The sequence below is a fragment of the Bradyrhizobium algeriense genome, assembly GCF_003062295.1.
GTDB classification, from domain to species: Bacteria; Pseudomonadota; Alphaproteobacteria; order Rhizobiales; family Xanthobacteraceae; genus Bradyrhizobium; species Bradyrhizobium algeriense.
In genome coordinates this window covers 715060-732012 of record NZ_PYCN01000001.1, presented here as the reverse complement: position 1 = coordinate 732012, position 16953 = coordinate 715060, and the positions used below count along the sequence as shown (strand labels likewise).

Here is a 16953-nt window from a genome sequence, read left to right as displayed (position 1 = left end):
GTTCGAGCGAACAGAAAGTGCGTCACACCCGCATCGGCATCAGCACGTAGAGCGCGCCCTTGTTGTCCTTGTCCTGAACCAGCGTCGGCGAGCCGGGATCGGCGAGGCGCAGCACGGCGACTTCGCCTTCGATCTGGGCGGCGATGTCGAGCAGATAGCGCGAGTTGAAGCCGATATCGAGGGCGTCGGAGGCGTATTCGACTTCCAGCTCTTCAGTGGCGCTGCCGGAATCCGGATTAGTCACCGACAGCACCAGCTTGCCGGCGGACAGCGCCAGTTTCACCGCGCGGCCGCGTTCACTGGAAATGGTCGAGACGCGGTCTACCGCAGCCTCGAAATCCTTCTTGTCGACGATCAGTTCCTTGTCGTTGTTCTGCGGAATGACGCGGCCGTAATCCGGGAAAGTTCCGTCGATCAGCTTCGAGGTCAGCACGACGTTGCCGAGCGTGAAACGGATCTTGCCCTGCGAGAGTTCGATTTTGACTTCGGCCTCGTTGTCCTCGATCAGCCGCTGCACCTCGCCGACCGTCTTGCGCGGCACGATCACGCCGGGCATGCCGGTGGCGCCGGAGGGCAGCGCCAGATCGATCTGCGCCAACCGATGTCCGTCGGTCGCCACGCCGCGAAGCGTTGCGGCCTTGGCGCTGCCAGCGGTGTGCAGATAGATGCCGTTGAGATAATAGCGCGTCTCTTCGGTCGAGATCGCAAACTGCGTGCGATCGATCAGGCGCTTGACGTCGGCAGCCGCAAGCGAGAACGAATGCGTCATGTCGCCGGCGGCGAGATCCGGGAAGTCGCTTTCGGGCAGGGTCTGCAGCGTGAAGCGCGAGCGGCCGGCGCGGATCGCCAGCACCGCACGGTCGCCGTCGGCTTCCAGCACGATCTGCGCGCCATCGGGCAGTTTGCGGACGATGTCGTAGAACATGTGCGCCGGCACGGTGGTGGAGCCGCCGGTCGCGGTTTCCGCCGCCAGCGTTTCGGTCACCTCCAGGTCGAGGTCGGTCGCCTTCAGCGACAGCCGGGCGTTTTCGGCGCGGACCAGCACATTGCCGAGAATCGGGATGGTATTGCGGCGCTCGACCACGCGATGGACGTGACCCAGCGACTTCAGCAGTTGCGCGCGTTCGACGGTGACCTTCATTGCATTACCCGCCAGAGATGGAAAAGCCGGGCGGCCCGTAAAGGCAGCGCCGCGGCATTGGAAACCCGAAAAGCCGGATCAGGATCGGAGTTGATCAAACCCCCGGGGGGACCGCAAGGTGGCGCGGATGGGGCGCCGGTGCAAGGGAGAGCGGGCCCCGTTCCCCACTTTTGCGGCGAAAAATGGCGGCAGAAAAAAATTCTCCCGCCCCAATTCTCCCACATCTGGGATCAGGGGAGGGAGAGGTTGGGAGGAGCCAACTCCTTAAGGCGCAGGTCCTGTTCCGGCTGCCGCTATTCCTGCAACTGCCGTTTGAGCGACTCGACCTCTTCGGACAGCGCGGTATCGCGGGCCACCAGTGCCTCGATCTTGCGCACGGCGTGCAGCACCGTGGTGTGGTCGCGTCCGCCGAACCGGCGGCCGATCTCGGGCAGCGAACGCAGCGTCAGCGTCTTCGCCAGATACATCGCGACTTGGCGCGGCCGGACGACGTTGGCGGTCCGCCGCGACGACAGCAGGTCCGAACGGCTGACATTGTATTGCCGGGCAACCACCCGCTGGATGTCCTCGATCTTGATCCGCTTCGGTTCCTGCGGGCGGATCAGGTCGCGCACCTCGCGCTCGGCCATTTCCAGCGTCACCGGCTGGGCGTTGAGCTTGGAATGGGCGAGCAGGCGGTTGATGGCGCCTTCGAGGTCGCGGCCATTATGGGTGATGGTGCGCGCCAGATAGTCCAGCACCGCTTCCGGCACGTCGAAGCTTGCGTGATGCGCACGCGCCGCCGCCACGCGCGACTTCAGGATTCCGAGCCGCAGTTCTTCGCCGAGCGAACCCATCTCCACGACGAGGCCACCGGCCAGCCGCGAGCGCACGCGATCGTCGAGGCTCTCGAGATCGGATGGCGGGCGGTCGGCGGCGATCACCACCTGGCGGCCGGCATCGATCAGCGCGTTCAGCGTGTGGCAGAACTCGGCCTGGGTCGATTTGCCTTGCAGGAACTGCAGATCGTCGATCACGAGCACGTCGATGCCGCGCAGCGCCTCCTTGAACGCCAGCGCCGTCTGTGTCTTCAGCGCGGCGACGAAGCCGTACATGAATTTCTCGGCGGTGAGATAGAGCACCTTGCGCTCGCTACCCGAATTGCCGGCCCACGTCACCGCCTGCAGCAGGTGGGTTTTGCCGAGGCCCACGCCGGCGTGAATGTAGAGCGGGTTGAACATCACGGGATCGCCGCGGCGTCCTTCGGCGACCTGTCGCGCGGCGGCATGGGCCAGCGTGTTGGAGCGGCCCATCACGAAGCTTGCAAAGGTCAGGCGCGGGTCGAGCGGCGAGCCGCCGAGCGCATCATGGCTGGCGGATACCGGCGCCGTCGCGGTGGCGCGCAATTCCGGCGCGGGCCGGCCATTGGCCTGCTCGACGCGGCGTTGATCGGCCGGCGCGGTGGTTTCCTTGGCGGGCGCGGCACAGCGCATCGCCGTGCGCACGGTGAGGTCGATCCGGTGCACTTCCGGCATCTCGGCCTGCCAGCAGGTCAGGACACGGTCGGCGTAATGCGCCTGGATCCAGCTCTTGAGGAACCGGGTCGGAACCGACAGATGCACGCTTTCGTCCTGCACGCCTTCCAGATCCATGCGAGCGAACCAGCTCGTATAGACGTCCTCGCCCACACTCGTCCGCAACCGTCCCTTCACGCGCGACCAGCGATCCTGTTCGATATTTGTCATTGCCTGAGAACTTTTCTGAATGAGTAATGGTGTTTTACGAAATCGCCTGGCGGGCTGCCTTGCAGGTTTCCTGCCAGACGTGACCTCGACGCGAAGCTTCAGCCACCAGACATGGATCGGGCGTTCGGCGGAATCGCCGTTGTCAGATCAAAGGCTGGATGGAGTGAGAGGCTACCGCGAGGTCAGCGCGTACTCGACGGTCTAGCCGGAGTTCGCGTGGGTGGACTGGAAACCTCGTCCAGGGATTCAGAAGCGGTCTCGATGGAAATGAGCGTGCCGAATGTCGCGTTGATTCCGTAAAGCATAGTACCTCCCCCTCTCACCGCGAGAACGCGCGGCGAGCAATCACATCACCAGTGTTTTCAAAGCCAGTCTGCCGCTACCGAACATCCGCTTGCTCGACCGCTGCGCCGCCGCGTATCTCAGTCTGTCGTCTTCAACACGTTCACGATCTCCGCGTTCCCAATCTTTGCATCGTCGGCAAGCATCTTAGTTCCCCCTGCCTTATTCCCCTTGTCCGGAACGCGCTGAACGCGAGCACCACGCCGGGAAATTTAGACACAGAACAGCCGCTCTCATATTGCTATGAGTTACCAACTCAGCTCCGCTTGGAAAGCGTCGCTAACGCGCACACCGCCGCCGATTTGCACGTCCGCTCTTGGGTCTCATACCGCGCTGGTCAGGAGAGCCTCGGGCGTCGCGAACGAGTAACAAATACACCAAGGGCGATTTCTGACAATCCGTGATTCGACGCTGTTGCCGGACTCTTCGACGGTGTTGCAACACTGCAATTGCGAAACTCCACACCAAGTTTTTGAATCCGCGCGCAGAATCGCGCGGCGTCAACAAGCGTGACAGTTTTCGCTGCACTCGCAAAATTTTTTAAGAAACCGTTACAATCGTGGTTACCGGGACCATTTTTCAAAACGCTTGTGCTCGCTATGTGGATAAGTGATTAGCGAGACGTCGTTTTTCGGAATTGTTTTTCAGGGTAACCCCGCGCGGCAAGGATGCGGGCGGAAGAACCTGGCGTCGGATTGGTCAGCGGTTGCGCTCACGCTTCTCGCAAGTGCGCACAACAACGCCGGTGCAATAAAATGCACCTCGTAAAATTACGGGCGCTGGAAATGTGACACGTAAGGCGGTGTTCAGCAACGGGACAATTGAATTGTCACAGTGCACGCTTTCAGCGTGAGCCCAAAATGCAACAGGATGCATGTGCGTGGCGAAATGGATTTTCGGGTTCGCGCTCGCACGCCCCGGGATGTCCGAAAAAGAAAAAGCCCGGCGAGGCCGGGCTTTTGACGAATATCTATTTCTGTCAGTTTACTTCGCGAGCTTGGCGATCGCGTGCGTCAGGCGCGACACCTTCCGGCTCGCATTGTTCTTGTGAATGATGTTGCGCTGTGCAGCTTGCATGAGTTCCGGTTCCGCGTGCTTCATCGCCTTGAGCGCCGCCTCGCGATCGCCGCTCTTGATCGCTTCCTCGACGGTGCGGACCGCGCCACGCATCTGCGTGCGGCGCGACTTGTTGACGATGGTGCGGCGGGCAATCTTGCGGGTCGCCTTTTTGGCGGAAGTGGTATTGGCCATGTTCTCAACTATCCTTCGGCTGTCATCGCTCGGGTGGTCGGGCTCGAGCGCGCCGGCCGTTCAAATTGCGTGATGGACGCTGGTGGTGTTTTCCAGGGTGTTCTGACGTAAGCCGTTCTTGAGGGTGCCATGGACGGAAGCCAAAGTGCTCCCGAGGTCGGCGCTGCTCAAAGAACAGCGGCGGCGGGATTGCGCCCGCCGCCATTGGGGGTCTTATAGAGGGCGAGTCCGGCACCGTCAACGCTTTCTGCCCTCCCCGAAAGGCCGGGAAGGGAGCCGGAAATAGCGGGTAAGGTGCTGACGAGGTTGAATTTCCGGGGTGCCCCCGGTATTGGCTGACTGCCTTTGGGGGCGACAGATATCAAGGTGACGCATGATCCGCGGTTTTTTCCGGCTAATCGGCCTGCTGCTCCTGGCCGGCGGATTCATCTTCATGGTCTATGACGGCGCCCGTTTCGTCGCCGACCAGACCCTCCGGTTCACCCGGTTTGGCCAGTTCTGGAACGATGTCCATCAGTCCAGCCAGCTGGCATTCCGGACCTGGGTCGAGGGCAACGCGCCCTGGCTCTGGAACAGCGTCCTCAAGGTCCTGCTGGATCAGCCGGTTTTTGCCGTGCTGGGCGTGGTCGGCATTCTGCTCATGATCCTGTTCCGGCCCCGCAAGCCGTTGATCGGCTATTCGCGGGACTGACCCGGCCCCGCCCGCCCTCGGGGCCGGCGTAACAGGGCTGCGGCAACCGGCGTAGAAGACATATATAGAGGGCCAGCTATAGAGGGCCAGCCGGCCGACGCCGTTGTTGCGTCCGCCGATGTCCTGCCTGGAGGTACTCCATGTTGTTCATGCGCAAGACCACCGCGTTGCCGAGCGCAGCCGAAGCGCTGCCGGGCCGCGCCACCCCGATCCCGACCGCCACCACGCATTTCGTCAACGGACGCAAGCTGCAGCCGCCCTATCCAGCCGGCCTCGAGCAGGCGGTGTTTGGCCTCGGCTGTTTCTGGGGCGCAGAGCGCAAGTTCTGGGAGCTCGGTGACGGCATCCATGCGACCGCCGTCGGTTATGCCGGCGGGCATACGCCCAATCCGAGCTATGAAGAGGTTTGTTCGGGACGCACCGGTCATACCGAAGTGGTGCTGGTCGTGTTTGATCCGAAGAAGATCTCCTACGAGCAGCTCCTGAAGACGTTCTGGGAAAATCACAACCCGACGCAGGGCATGCGCCAGGGCAACGATGTCGGCACCCAGTATCGCTCGGCGATCTACACCTTTGGCGATGCGCAGCGCCAGGCCGCCGACGCGTCGAAGGCGATGTATCAGAAGGCGCTGGCGGCGAAGGGGCTCGGCGCCATCACCACCGAGGTCGCGCCATCGGGCGAATTCTATTTCGCCGAAGACTATCATCAGCAATATCTCGCCAAGAACCCGGCGGGCTATTGCGGATTGGGCGGCACCGGCGTGTCGTGCCCGATCGGCGTCGGCGTGAGCGCCTGACTTGCTTCTTAACCTCTCCCCGCAAGAGCGGGGCGAGGGAGTCTCGATCTCCCGTGTCGCGCGCAAAACACCGTTTGTTAACCATACCCGGTGCAAGACTAAAGCTGTCTCGCTTAGAGGGATGGGCTCCGGTGCGGCTTGTGCGCGCGTTTCGACTACCGATCACTGCGATCACCACGGCGCTCGCTCTGTCGGGCTGCATGCGCACGACCGGGCCGGTCGCGGTCGGGCCGCAAGGCGATCTCGATTCAATGGCCTATGGCCAGCCTAACAGCCCACCGCCGCAGGCGGTCGTGGCCGATTCCGGCGGTGGCGCCGTCGGCGCACTTCGCGCTGCCTTCGCCGCGGCGCCGCGCGCAGCACCACCGCCCGTTATCGTTGCCGCGCCCGTCGCCTATGTCGAACCGGTACCGGTGCGATACGACGCGGCCTATCATCTCGATGCCGGCGACAGGCTGCGCGTCGTTGTCTATGGCCAGGAAGGCCTGACCAACACCTACGCGATCGACGCCGGCGGCTCGATCACGATGCCGCTGATCGGTTCGGTGCCGGCGCGCGGCCGCACCACGGCCGGACTGGCGGCGCAGATATCGGCGAAGCTGCGCGGCGGCTTCATCAGGGACCCATCGGTCGCGGTGGAGATCGAGGCGTACCGGCCGTTCTTCATTCTCGGCGAGGTCGCAGCACCCGGGCAATATCCGTACGTACCGAACATGACGGTCGAGAGCGCGGTGGCGATCGCCGGCGGCTTTTCGCCGCGCGCCCGCCGCGATAGCGTCACCGTCACTCACACCGATGCGTCGGGAACGGCGCGCTTCGTCGTTCCGCCCGGTAGTCCGATCGGTCCCGGCGACACCGTGCTCGTCAGCGAGCGCTGGTTCTAGGGCGCCTCTTCATCGACCTGTCATCTCGGCCGGCTGTTTTCTTGAGCAGCTGCGTCAGGCAAATGTCGCGCATTTGACCAAGAAAATTCATCATCCATTTCGCACAGCGGTTCTGCATCTAACTTGCAGTGGCGGACGTGCGGCTTCGCACGTGTCTGGAAGCCTTGACTGAGCCCGTGCATCGGCGTCGAACCGCTTTGGTTGCGATAAATTAGCGCTATCCGCTGACTGCATTCGAAACCTTATTCCAAGTTGCACTGCAGCGATGTAGAAGAACGTCGTCAAATCTAGGCGCGCCGGTTTTGTCGGTTGAGTGCCTGCAATCCGGAGTATGACCATGAACTATCATTTGCCGGTCAGCGTGGTGCGGGCGGCGACCGCGGTAGCGTTGCTCGCCTCCATCGCCGTGACGGCCTTGTGCGCCTCTTCCTATCCGGCCTCGGCGGATACCTATCCGAGCCGACGGATCACCTTCGTCGTGCCCTATCCCGCGGGCGGCGCCACCGACGTGTTGGCCCGGTTGCTTGCCAACAAACTATCGGAGTCGTGGAAGCAAGCCGTCGTCGTGGAGAACAAGTCGGGCGGCGGCGGCGTGGTCGGCAACGACAACGTCGCCAAGGCGCAGCCCGATGGCCACACTGTGCTGATCGGCATCACGCAGATCATTCAGGCGCCGAGCCTTGTTACGAAACTTCCCTATGATGTCTTCAAGGATCTCGCGCCGGTCACCCAGATCGCGCTGTCGACGATCGTTCTGGTGGTCCCCGAGCAGCAGCCGATCAAGTCCGTCAAGGAGCTGATCGATTATGCCAAGGCGAACCCCGGCAAGCCTTACGGCACCTTCGGCAACGCCACGACGTCCCACCTCTACGGCGAATTGCTCAAGAAGACCGCCAATATCGACATGACCCATGTCCCCTATCGCGGCTCGGCGCCTCTCACGAACGACTTGCTCGCCAACACGATTACCTCGGCGTTCCAGGACCTGACCACGGCCAGCGCGCAAATCCAGGCAGGCAAGCTCAGGCCGTTGGCGGTTGGCGGCGAGAAGCGCAGGAAGGCGTTGCCCGACGTGCCGACGATGGCCGAACTCGGTTACCCCGGGTTTGAGATCGAAGGCTGGCTTGGCGTGTTCGTGCCCGCCGGGACGCCCAAGGAGATCGTGAAGAAGCTTTCGGACGAACTCGCCCGCATCATCGCCTCGCCCGAGGGTGTCGCCGGGATCGAGACGCTCAGCCTCGTGCCGGTGGGCGGATCGGCGGAAACGTTCGAGAAAGTCCTGCGCCGCGATTACGAGAAGTGGGCCGATGTCGTGAAGGCAACCGGCGTCAAGGGCGAGTGAGGCGTTAGTTGCGGTCCGTCATTCCGGGGCGATGCGAGAGCATCGAACCCGGAATCTCGAGATTCCGGGTTCGCGCGAAGACGCGCGCCCCGGAATGACGCCCTCCGGGCGTCACTTCAAATTCTTCGCGAAAAACGCCAGGCTGCGCGGCCATGCGATGTCGGCGCTGGCCTTGTCGTAGCTTGCGCGCTCATCGCAGTGAAAGCCGTGCTGTGCGCCGGGATAGACGTGGACTTCGACATCGGGCCGCTTGGCCTTGATGGTTTCGACATCGGTCAGCGGAATGCCCGCATCCTTTTCGCCGAAATGCAGTTGCGTCGGCACTTGCGGCTTGTCGTCGGCGAAACGAACGACGGCGCCGCCGTAGTAGCCGACGGCGGCCGATAGGCCCGACAGCTTGGTCGCCGCCGCATAGGCGATGCTGCCGCCGAGGCAGAAGCCGATGATGCCGACCGGGCCGACATCCTTCACGGCATCGATCGCGGCCTCTGTATCGCGCAGCATCGCGGCCCAGTCGGGATTGGCGATGAACTTTCGCGCGGTCGCGATCTCGTCAGGCGAATAGCCGCACTGGAAGTCCGGCTGGGTGCGATCGAAGATCGATGGCGCGATCGCGACATAGCCTTCGGCGGCCAGCCGGTCGCACACCGAGCGGATGTGGTGGTTGACGCCAAAGATTTCCTGGATCACCACGATGGCCGCCTTCGGCTTGCCTGTGGGATCGGCGCGATAGCCTCCGAGTTTGAAGCGGTCCGAAGCCGTCAGTTTGATATCCTGTCCCACGGGTCATCCCTTCTTATTTTGGGTTGCACGAAGTCGGTTGCGTGAATGTGCGGCGCCGCGCGGCTATTGCCACATCCAGTTGTGACCCCAGTCGCCCTTCCAGCCGGCCAGCCTGCCTTTACGGAATTGCAGAAAGAGCCGGTCCTTCTTGTAGAACAGTCCGCTGCCGCCGACGTTGCGAAACGCGAGGAAGATTTCCTCGCCCGGCCGGCCCCGGACGTAGTTGAGGGGGGTGCCGAGCGCGCGCGCGGCTTCGCCGGCGTCCATGCCGAACGCCAGGGGCGTGTTGTTCGACAGCGTATCGGTGAATGGCGGCGGGTAGGGGCCGCCGATCGGCGGCAGTTTTTGCGCGGCAGCCTGCGTGAAGCTGCCTGCGATCAAAGCGAGGGCTACAGCGGCCGTCTTCATGACGCGGCCTTTGTAGTTGCCGTTTCTTCCGTTGTCTTGGCATCGAGGCCGTCGAGAAACGGCAGCACGGCGTCGATGAAGGCCTGCGGCTGGTCGATGTTGACGGCGTGGCCGGCGGCCGGGATCACCACCTTCTGCGCGCCGGGAATCCTGGCCGCCATATAGTCGGAGGCGGCGAGGAACGGCGTGTCGTCAGCGCCGACCACGATCAGCGACGGCACCTTGATATCGGGCAGGGATTCGATCACGCGCGCATCGCGCTGGGTCAGCATGCCGCGCGCGGCGCGCGCCAGTCCCGACGCGTCCCTGTGGGTGACGCTGGAGCGCTCCCGGCTGGCCGATTTCAGAACCTCCAGCCCTTCGCGCTCGAAGCGGTCGCCGGTGTCATGCGCGCGCTTGTTCCAGGCATCGCGGGCCTCGTCCTTCTTGAAGCCGGGGCCGGTGTCGATGATCAGGAGCGCACGGACGCGCTTCGGATGGGCGCGGTAGAACGCCAGCGACATGTAGCCGCCAAGCGAAAGCCCGCCGACGATCGCCTGCCCGGCGCCGACAGCGTCGAGCAGCGCCGCCATGTCGGCGACTGTCAGTGCTTCGCTGTAGGCGGCGGTATCCTCGGGGTAACCGGACTGGCCATGACCCCGCATGTCCCACAACACGAGCTTGTGATGTTTCGACAAGGCCGCGATCTGGCCCTGCCACATCCCACTGGTCGACGAATAGCCGTGGGTCAGCAAGAGCGGTGGGCCGGAGCCGTGAACCTCGTAATAGATGCGGACTCCGTCGCGATTGATTGTCGGCATTCCTGTTTTTCCCGAAGCAAACGACGCCAAATTCCACTCTCGCCTTATCCTAGCGCGACAGGTTCGCCGTTGGGAAATGCGGAAACGGAAGATGCACCTGCTGCTCGCGCGCTCGATTGACCCGTGACGAACCTTGCCGCAGCGCACAACCCCGATTCCTATATTCATTCCAAATTGCATTGCCTCTAAATCGGTTCCGGATCATGCTCCCGCTACCCGGCATATAGACCCGGTGAATGCCGGCCAATACCCAAGAAAGTGAATTGCCGCCGTAAGCGGCTTCATACACCGGAAGGGGAGCGAACATGCCTAATCTCAATATCAACGGACGGAATATGTCCGTCGAGGCGTCCAATGATACGCCGCTGCTCTGGGTCATCCGCGAGCAATTGCAGATGACCGGTACGAAATTCGGCTGCGGCGCGGGTCTCTGTGGCGCCTGCACGGTTCACGTCAACGGCGAGGCCGTTCGCTCCTGCCAGACGTCGGTCAGCGATGCGCTCGGCAAGAAGATCACCACCATCGAAGGTCTGTCCGCCAGGGGCGATCATCCCTTGCAGAAGGCCTGGATCCTCGAGCAGGTCCCGCAATGCGGCTACTGCCAGTCCGGCCAGATCATGCAGGCGGCATCGCTTCTCTCCAGGAATCCCAATCCGACCAAGGATGAAGTGGTCGCGCATATGGACGGCAATCTGTGCCGTTGCATGACCTATTCGCGCATTCAGAAGGCGATCATGCGCGCCGCATCCGAAATGCGTACCGCCTCCAATGCCGGCACCGAGCGGAGGGCAACATGAATACGCACGTGAAAATCACCGACAGCGCGTCCCCCGATCTCAGCCGCCGCTCGTTCCTGGTCGGCTCCGCGGCCACCGGCCTCGTGCTCGGCTATGCCGGCGTACCCGGCATCGATCAGGCGCTGGCCGCGCCCTCCGCTTTCGAGCCCAGCGTGTGGTACTCGATCGCGCCCGACGGCCTCGTGACCGTCACCTGCGGCAAGGCCGACATGGGCCAGCACATCGCCTCGACGATGGCGCAGATCGTGGCCGAGGAACTCGGCGCGTCCTGGAAGGACATGCGGGTTCAACTCGCCTCCAACGATCCGAAGTTCAACGACCCCGTGCTCGGCGCGCAGATTACCGGCGGCAGCTGGAGCACGATGATGAATTTCGACGCGATGAGCCGCGCGGGCGCCGCGGGGCGCATGGCGCTGACGGAAGCCGCCGCTGCCTCGATGGGCGTTCCGGCCGGCGAACTGGTCGTGCGCGGCTCCGCCGTCTCGCATCCGAAGTCGAAGAAGTCGATGAGCTTTGCCGAGATCGTCAAGAGCGGCAAGATCACCAAGACCTTCACGCCGGATGAGCTCAAGGCGATCAAGCTCAAGACGCCCGACCAGTACACGATGGTCGGCGTCTCGGTTCCGCAGCTCGATATCCCCCCGAAGGTCAACGGCGCGGCGAAGTACGGCATCGACGTCATGCTGCCGGGCATGGTCTACGGCAAGGTGGTCACGCCGCCGGTGCGCTTCGGCGCTACGGTGAAATCGGTCGATGACGCCGCCGCCAAAAAGGTGCCGGGCTTCATCAAGGCGATCACGCTCGACGACAAGACCGGCAGCACTTCCGGCTGGGTGGTGGCGGTAGCCAATACCTATGCCAATGCGAGGAAGGCCGCGGACGCGCTGAAGATCACCTATGACAACGGCCCGAACGCCAAGCTGTCGAGCCAGTCGTTGATCGACGAGGCGAAGCGGCTGCAGGCGCTCGACGATTCCGGGCAGTTCTTCGTCAAGGACGGCGACACGGCGGCGGCCTTCGGGACGGCGGCGAAGGTGATGGAGGCGGAGTACACCACCAGCATCAACATCCATGCGCCGCTGGAGCCGATGAACGCCACGGCCGAGTTCAAGGGCGACATCCTGCACATCTATTCCGGCAACCAGTTCGCGACGCGCTCCGGCGGGATCGCGGCCGGTGCGGCCGGGATCGATCCCAAGTTCGTCGTCATGCACCAGATGTGGCTGGGCGGTGGCTTCGGCCGAAGGCTCGACGCCGACATGATGGTGCCCGCGGTGCAGGCGGCGAAGGCCGTCGGCAAGCCGGTCAAGGTCATCTACAGCCGCGAAAACGACATGACCATGGACTATTCGCGTCCGCTGACCTTCCAGAAGGTGAAGGCGGGCGTGGATGGTGACGGCAAGCTGATCGCGCTCAACCACGACGTGGTCAGTGCCTGGCCGACCGCGCGCTGGGGAATCCCCGATTTCCTGACGCCTTCGGTCGACAAGAAGGGGCCGCTGGACTCGTTCACCGTGAATGGGGCGGACTTCTTCTATTCCGTGCCCAATCACAATGTCCGCGCGATTAAGAACGAGATGGCGCATAACGCCACCCCGTCGGGCCAGTTGCGCTCGGTGGCGCCGGGCTGGACCTTCTGGGCGGTCGAAAGCATGATCGACGAACTCGCCCATGCGGCCGGCCAGGATCCGGCACAATACCGCATCGCGCTGCTCGACGGCAAAGGCAAGAACGACGGCGGCGCGCAGCGGCTGCGCAACACGTTGCTGGCAGCGATGGGCATGGCCGGCTACGGCACCACCAAATTGCCGAAAGGCGAGGGCATGGGTGTCGCCTGCGTCTCGTCGCAGGAGCGGGCAACCGCAAGCTGGACCGCGTGCGTGGCCCACGTCGCCGTGTCGCCGTCCGGCGAGGTCAAGGTCAAGAAGTTGACCGTGGCTACCGACGTCGGCATGCAGGTGCATCCCGACAACATCCGTGCCCAGGTCGAGGGCGCGGCATTGTGGGGCCTTTCGCTCGCCATGTATGAGAAGGCGACGCTGAAGGATGGCGGTATCGAGCAGACCAACTTCGATACCTACACCCCCTTGCGGATGAGCCAGACGCCGGAAGTGGCCGTCAACGTCATCGCCAACGGCGACAAGCCGACCGGCGTCGGCGAGCCGGCGGTGACGGTGATCGCGCCCGCGCTCGGCAACGCCATCTTCAACGCCTGCGGCGCGCGCATCCGCTCGTTGCCGATCACGGCAGAAGCGGTGAAGGCGAATATGAAGGCGTAATGCGACTACGGTATCGATGAGGACGATCCGCCGGAGGCAAGGCTTCCGGCGGATTTTTCTTTGCCGCCCTCCCGTCATGCCCCGCCACCGGGTCTCGCCTTTGGCGAGCCCGATGACAGGCTCCGGCGGGGCATCCAGTACGCCGTGGCCGTGCCGTCTCTAAAGCCGTCACGGCGTACTGGATCATCCGCTTTCGCGGATGATGACAGTCGCGGGATGCCGCAGGTGCAGCGCATCACGAACAAGATCGCTAAAATTTTAGCGTTCCCGGTAGCCTAGATTCACGATGCCTCTTAAGCCCCGAGGAACTCCTTATACGCTAGCCTCGGTTGCACGTCGTCATCGCTAGGGGTCTGGGGTTTCATGACATCGGTAGCCAACAAGACTTCGACCAAGCGCCGGCTGTTGCTGGCTTCGGACCGGAGCGATCAAAGCAGCGAACTCGCCAGCATTCTGCGATCGGTTGGTCAGGTCGACACCATCGCGACGTCAGATATTCCCGATGCGCCGGAACGCGACCTGGCGGGCATCGTCGTCGACATCAACCTGCGTTCCGCCGAGAGCGTGCAGCTGGTGCGCAACAAGCTGCGCGCCGAGGCCTATCGCGAAATGCCGCGGCTGTTCGTGCTGGCGGATGCGCTGCACCACGGATCGATGCAGGCCTGGGCGCTCGGCGCCACCGACACGATCGCGCGGCCATTCGATGCGCAAGGCATCCTGCAGCGGATTCGCGCCGCGTTTCCGGACAGCGATGGATTCGACGAGACCGATCGCGGCAAGGTCCTGAACAGGGGCGTCGAAGCGGCGCATGCCGTGATGGTCAAGATCTTCGAAAAGCTTCCGGCCGGCGTTCCCCTGAAATTCAGCGACATCGTCGAGGCCGAGAACAAGATTCTCAAGGCGATCAAGCATTCGTCCCTGCGCGAATGGCTGACGACGGTCGGCTGCCATCACGCCGGCAGCTATCGCCATTGTCTCTTCGTCACCGGCTTTGCGGTTGCGTATGCGCAGCATCTCGGCATGCGCGACGACGACCAGCGCCGTCTCGCCCGTGCCGCCCTGCTGCACGACGTCGGCAAGGCGTACATTCCGGTGGCGATCCTGGACAAACCGGGCCCGCTGACGCTGGAAGAGATGGAAGAGATGCGCCAGCATCCGCGCCGCGGCTATGACGCGCTGGCTGCGCAGGGCGGTTTCCCACCCGAAATGCTCGACGTGGTGCTGCATCACCACGAGTTCCTCGACGGTACCGGCTATCCCAATGGCCTGAGCGGCAAGCAGATCAGCGACATCGTGCGGCTGACCACGATCGTGGATATCTATGCAGCGCTCGTCGAGAAGCGCGCCTACCGGCTGCAGTTCACCCACGCCAAGGCGTTCGGCATGATGGAAGAAATGGGCGACAAGATCGACCAGCATCTGCTGCACGCCTTCCGCCCGGTGGCGTTCGGGTATTATTGATTGTCTCAGCCGTCATTCCGGGGCGATGCGAAGCATCGAACCCGGAATCTCGAGATTCCGGGTTCGCTTCGCGCCCCGGAAGGACGTGTGCATAACTTCCAGCTGCTCAACGCAAGCATGTGACTTTTCCGCCCGCTAGTTGTCTGTCAATCATCGGCATTCCTACCGATGACCAACGATCGCTGGCAGGAAATCCATGGACGCGACAGCGACCTCGCGCGACAACCCCAACATCCCCGCCGACATCGCGGCCACGCTCGTCAATCCGGCCCCCTATGCCGATCACCGCATTCATGACAGCTACCGCTGGCTGCGTGCCAACAACCCGCGCGGGATCGCGCGGCCCGAGAAGTTCGACCCGTTCTGGGTCGTGACAAAGCATGCGCATATCCAGGCCGTCAGCCGCCAGAACGAGCTGTTCCACAATGCCGACCGCCCGACCACGCCCACCCTACGCACCACGCACTAGCGCTCCCCCGCAAACGGCGGTGCCGCATATACCACCTTGCCACCGAGCATCGTCAGCACCGATTTGATCTTGCCGATCTCCTTCACGGGCGCCGTCATGTAGTCCGCCGACAGCACCGCGAGGTCGGCGAGCTTGCCGGCCTCCAGGGTGCCGCGCTTGTCGTCGTCATTTGCCATGAAGGCGGTGTTGCGGGTGTACATCTCCAGCGCCTGGCGGCGGCTGGGCGCTTCCTCGTCGCCGTGGGTTTTGGCGCCGCCGATCGTGGTGCCGTCGAGATACCATTGCAGCGCCACGAAGGGATTGTGGGACGACACGCGATGCGCGTCGGTGCCGGCGCCGACCACGAGCCCGAGCTTCATTGCGGTGGCGATCCGCGGCATCGCCCTGGCCTGTTCGACACCGACCTCCTTCTGCAGCCGCTCGCCGCCGAAATAGAGCCCATCCTGCACGCCCCAGACCAGGCCGAGCGCCTTCATCCGCTTCAAGCTGGCCTCGGAGGCCGTGTAGAGATGCAGCACAGTCCAGCGCAGGTCGCGCACCGGAAAATCCTTGTTGATGTCCTCGACCACGTCGAGCAGGTCGTGGACGGTGCGGTCCGGGTTCCAGTGCAGCTGGATGGTGTAGCGCTTTGACGCCGCCCAGCGCAGCAGTTCGGCAAGCTTCGCCTTGCCGTCGGGCGTGATGTCGCCGTCGGTCCAGTCGGCCCAGATCAGGATTTCGCCGGGGCCGTTGAAGTGCAGCATCGCGTCGCCAAATCCGGGCGGCGAGAGTTGCGTCAGGTTCTGCAGGTCGGCAAGCTCGCTGCCGGGCTTTGGCGCGCAGAGGTGATAGGCCACGCGCACGGTCAGCTGTCTGTCCTGCCACAGCCGGAACACCGCCTGATAGTTCGCCGGATACATGCTGACGCCGCCGCCATCGACGATGCCGGTGATGCCGAGGCTGTTCATCTCGCGGAAGAATTTTTTGGAGCCATCGACTTGCTGCTCCATGGTTGGCTTGGGCAGCTTGTCGAAAATCTTGCCGAGCGCAGCGCCGCCGGCGTCGATGATGCCGGTCGGCTTGTTGTCACTATCGCGCGCGAGCTTGCCGCCGGGCGTCACATCGCTGTCGTCGCGGATGTTCAGCGCCTCCATCGCTTTCGGCGACAGCAGCAGCCAATCATAGAGATGCTGGATGTAGACGGGATTGTCGGGCGCCACTGCTGTGACCTCCGCCGGTGTCGGCCGGCGCTTCTCGGCAAACTGCTCCTCGGTCCAGCCGCCGGCGACGACGATCCATGATCCGGGCTTCTGCGCCTTCGCCGCTTGACTTATCTTCTCCAGCGCGTCTTTCAGCGTGGGCACGCCGATCCAGTTCACCTCGGTGCCGAAGGTCAGCGCGGCGCGGATGCCGTGGATGTGTCCGTCGGTGAGCCCGGGAATGACGGTGCGGCCACCCAGATCGATCAGTTTTGCGGTTTTGCCGGCGAGCTTCTTCATCGCGGCTGAAGCGCCGGTGGCGAGGATCTTGCCGTCGGCAATCGCCACCGCCTGCTGCGTGGAGAAATCCTTGTCGACGGTGAGGATTTTGCCGTTGAAGAGGATCGTGTCGGCGGTTTGCGCCGAAGCGACGCCGGCCGTGGATGTGGCGATGAAAGCAGCTGCAAAATAGCAAGAAAGCCTCGCAGTATTCGACATCAGTCCCGGCATCACGCGCTCCCCTGTGATTTTTTATGTTATCTGCTCTCCCCGTCATTGCCTGCGGCAAACGCGAAGCGTTTGCGCAAGGGAGCGAAGCGACGAGGC

General features: G+C 63.4%; 15 protein-coding genes. 8 read left to right on the top strand and 7 right to left on the bottom strand.

Annotated elements, in window-relative coordinates:
• Positions 1-22: 22 nt before the first annotated feature.
• The 3 genes from dnaN to rpsT all read right to left on the bottom strand — a co-directional run bounded on the left by dnaN (position 23) and on the right by rpsT (position 4458).
• Entirely contained in the window at positions 23-1141 is a 1119-nt protein-coding gene (dnaN, locus tag C7G61_RS03455) for a DNA polymerase III subunit beta (protein ID WP_108512617.1), read from the bottom strand.
• A gap of 293 nt (positions 1142-1434) precedes the next feature.
• Entirely contained in the window at positions 1435-2865 is a 1431-nt protein-coding gene (dnaA, locus tag C7G61_RS03450; RefSeq protein WP_108512616.1) for a chromosomal replication initiator protein DnaA, read from the bottom strand.
• Between the two features lie 1326 nt (positions 2866-4191).
• Positions 4192-4458: a 30S ribosomal protein S20 gene (gene rpsT, locus C7G61_RS03445; protein ID WP_108512615.1), complete on the bottom strand. Its 267-nt coding sequence runs from the start codon at positions 4456-4458 to the stop codon at positions 4192-4194.
• A 373-nt stretch (positions 4459-4831) separates the two neighbouring features.
• Between rpsT and C7G61_RS03440 the strand changes: the two genes are divergently transcribed.
• The 4 genes from C7G61_RS03440 to C7G61_RS03425 all read left to right on the top strand — a co-directional run bounded on the left by C7G61_RS03440 (position 4832) and on the right by C7G61_RS03425 (position 8172).
• Complete coding sequence (locus C7G61_RS03440; protein ID WP_108512614.1) at positions 4832-5149, top strand: hypothetical protein; 318 nt, start codon at positions 4832-4834, stop codon at positions 5147-5149.
• A gap of 140 nt (positions 5150-5289) precedes the next feature.
• Positions 5290-5946: a peptide-methionine (S)-S-oxide reductase MsrA gene (msrA, locus tag C7G61_RS03435; RefSeq protein ID WP_108512613.1), complete on the top strand. Its 657-nt coding sequence runs from the start codon at positions 5290-5292 to the stop codon at positions 5944-5946.
• Positions 5947-6086: 140 nt separating this feature from the next.
• The gene (locus C7G61_RS03430) at positions 6087-6830 is read left to right on the top strand and encodes a polysaccharide biosynthesis/export family protein (protein WP_108512840.1); all 744 of its coding nucleotides are present in this window, start codon (positions 6087-6089) and stop codon (positions 6828-6830) included.
• Between the two features lie 337 nt (positions 6831-7167).
• Entirely contained in the window at positions 7168-8172 is a 1005-nt protein-coding gene (locus C7G61_RS03425; RefSeq protein WP_108512612.1) for a Bug family tripartite tricarboxylate transporter substrate binding protein, read from the top strand.
• Between the two features lie 111 nt (positions 8173-8283).
• On the opposite strand, the gene C7G61_RS03420 is transcribed toward C7G61_RS03425, so the two are convergent.
• The 3 genes from C7G61_RS03420 to C7G61_RS03410 all read right to left on the bottom strand — a co-directional run bounded on the left by C7G61_RS03420 (position 8284) and on the right by C7G61_RS03410 (position 10163).
• Positions 8284-8955, bottom strand: a complete 672-nt coding sequence (locus tag C7G61_RS03420) for a dienelactone hydrolase family protein (protein WP_108512611.1) — start codon at positions 8953-8955, stop codon at positions 8284-8286.
• A gap of 63 nt (positions 8956-9018) precedes the next feature.
• Entirely contained in the window at positions 9019-9363 is a 345-nt protein-coding gene (locus C7G61_RS03415; RefSeq protein ID WP_108512610.1) for a hypothetical protein, read from the bottom strand.
• Positions 9360-10163, bottom strand: coding sequence for an alpha/beta fold hydrolase (locus tag C7G61_RS03410; protein ID WP_108512609.1), 804 nt, complete (start codon positions 10161-10163; stop codon positions 9360-9362). Before C7G61_RS03410 ends, C7G61_RS03415 begins: the two co-directional genes overlap by 4 nt.
• A gap of 305 nt (positions 10164-10468) precedes the next feature.
• Between C7G61_RS03410 and C7G61_RS03405 the strand changes: the two genes are divergently transcribed.
• From C7G61_RS03405 to C7G61_RS03390, 4 genes are all read left to right on the top strand, one after another.
• Positions 10469-10960, top strand: coding sequence for a (2Fe-2S)-binding protein (locus C7G61_RS03405; protein ID WP_108512608.1), 492 nt, complete (start codon positions 10469-10471; stop codon positions 10958-10960).
• On the top strand, positions 10957-13239 hold the full coding sequence (locus tag C7G61_RS03400) for a xanthine dehydrogenase family protein molybdopterin-binding subunit (RefSeq protein WP_108512607.1): 2283 nt from the start codon (positions 10957-10959) through the stop codon (positions 13237-13239). Before C7G61_RS03405 ends, C7G61_RS03400 begins: the two co-directional genes overlap by 4 nt.
• Before the next feature lie 363 nt (positions 13240-13602).
• Positions 13603-14700 (top strand): HD-GYP domain-containing protein, encoded by a 1098-nt coding sequence (locus tag C7G61_RS03395; RefSeq protein ID WP_108512606.1) that lies wholly within the window; start codon positions 13603-13605, stop codon positions 14698-14700.
• Between the two features lie 196 nt (positions 14701-14896).
• A complete protein-coding gene (locus C7G61_RS03390) occupies positions 14897-15169 on the top strand; it encodes a hypothetical protein (protein WP_244608111.1) in 273 nt (90 codons plus the stop codon).
• Here the strand turns inward: C7G61_RS03390 and C7G61_RS03385 are convergent.
• Positions 15166-16857 (bottom strand): amidohydrolase, encoded by a 1692-nt coding sequence (locus tag C7G61_RS03385; protein ID WP_244608110.1) that lies wholly within the window; start codon positions 16855-16857, stop codon positions 15166-15168. The genes C7G61_RS03390 and C7G61_RS03385 overlap by 4 nt on opposite strands.
• Positions 16858-16953: the final 96 nt, after the last annotated feature.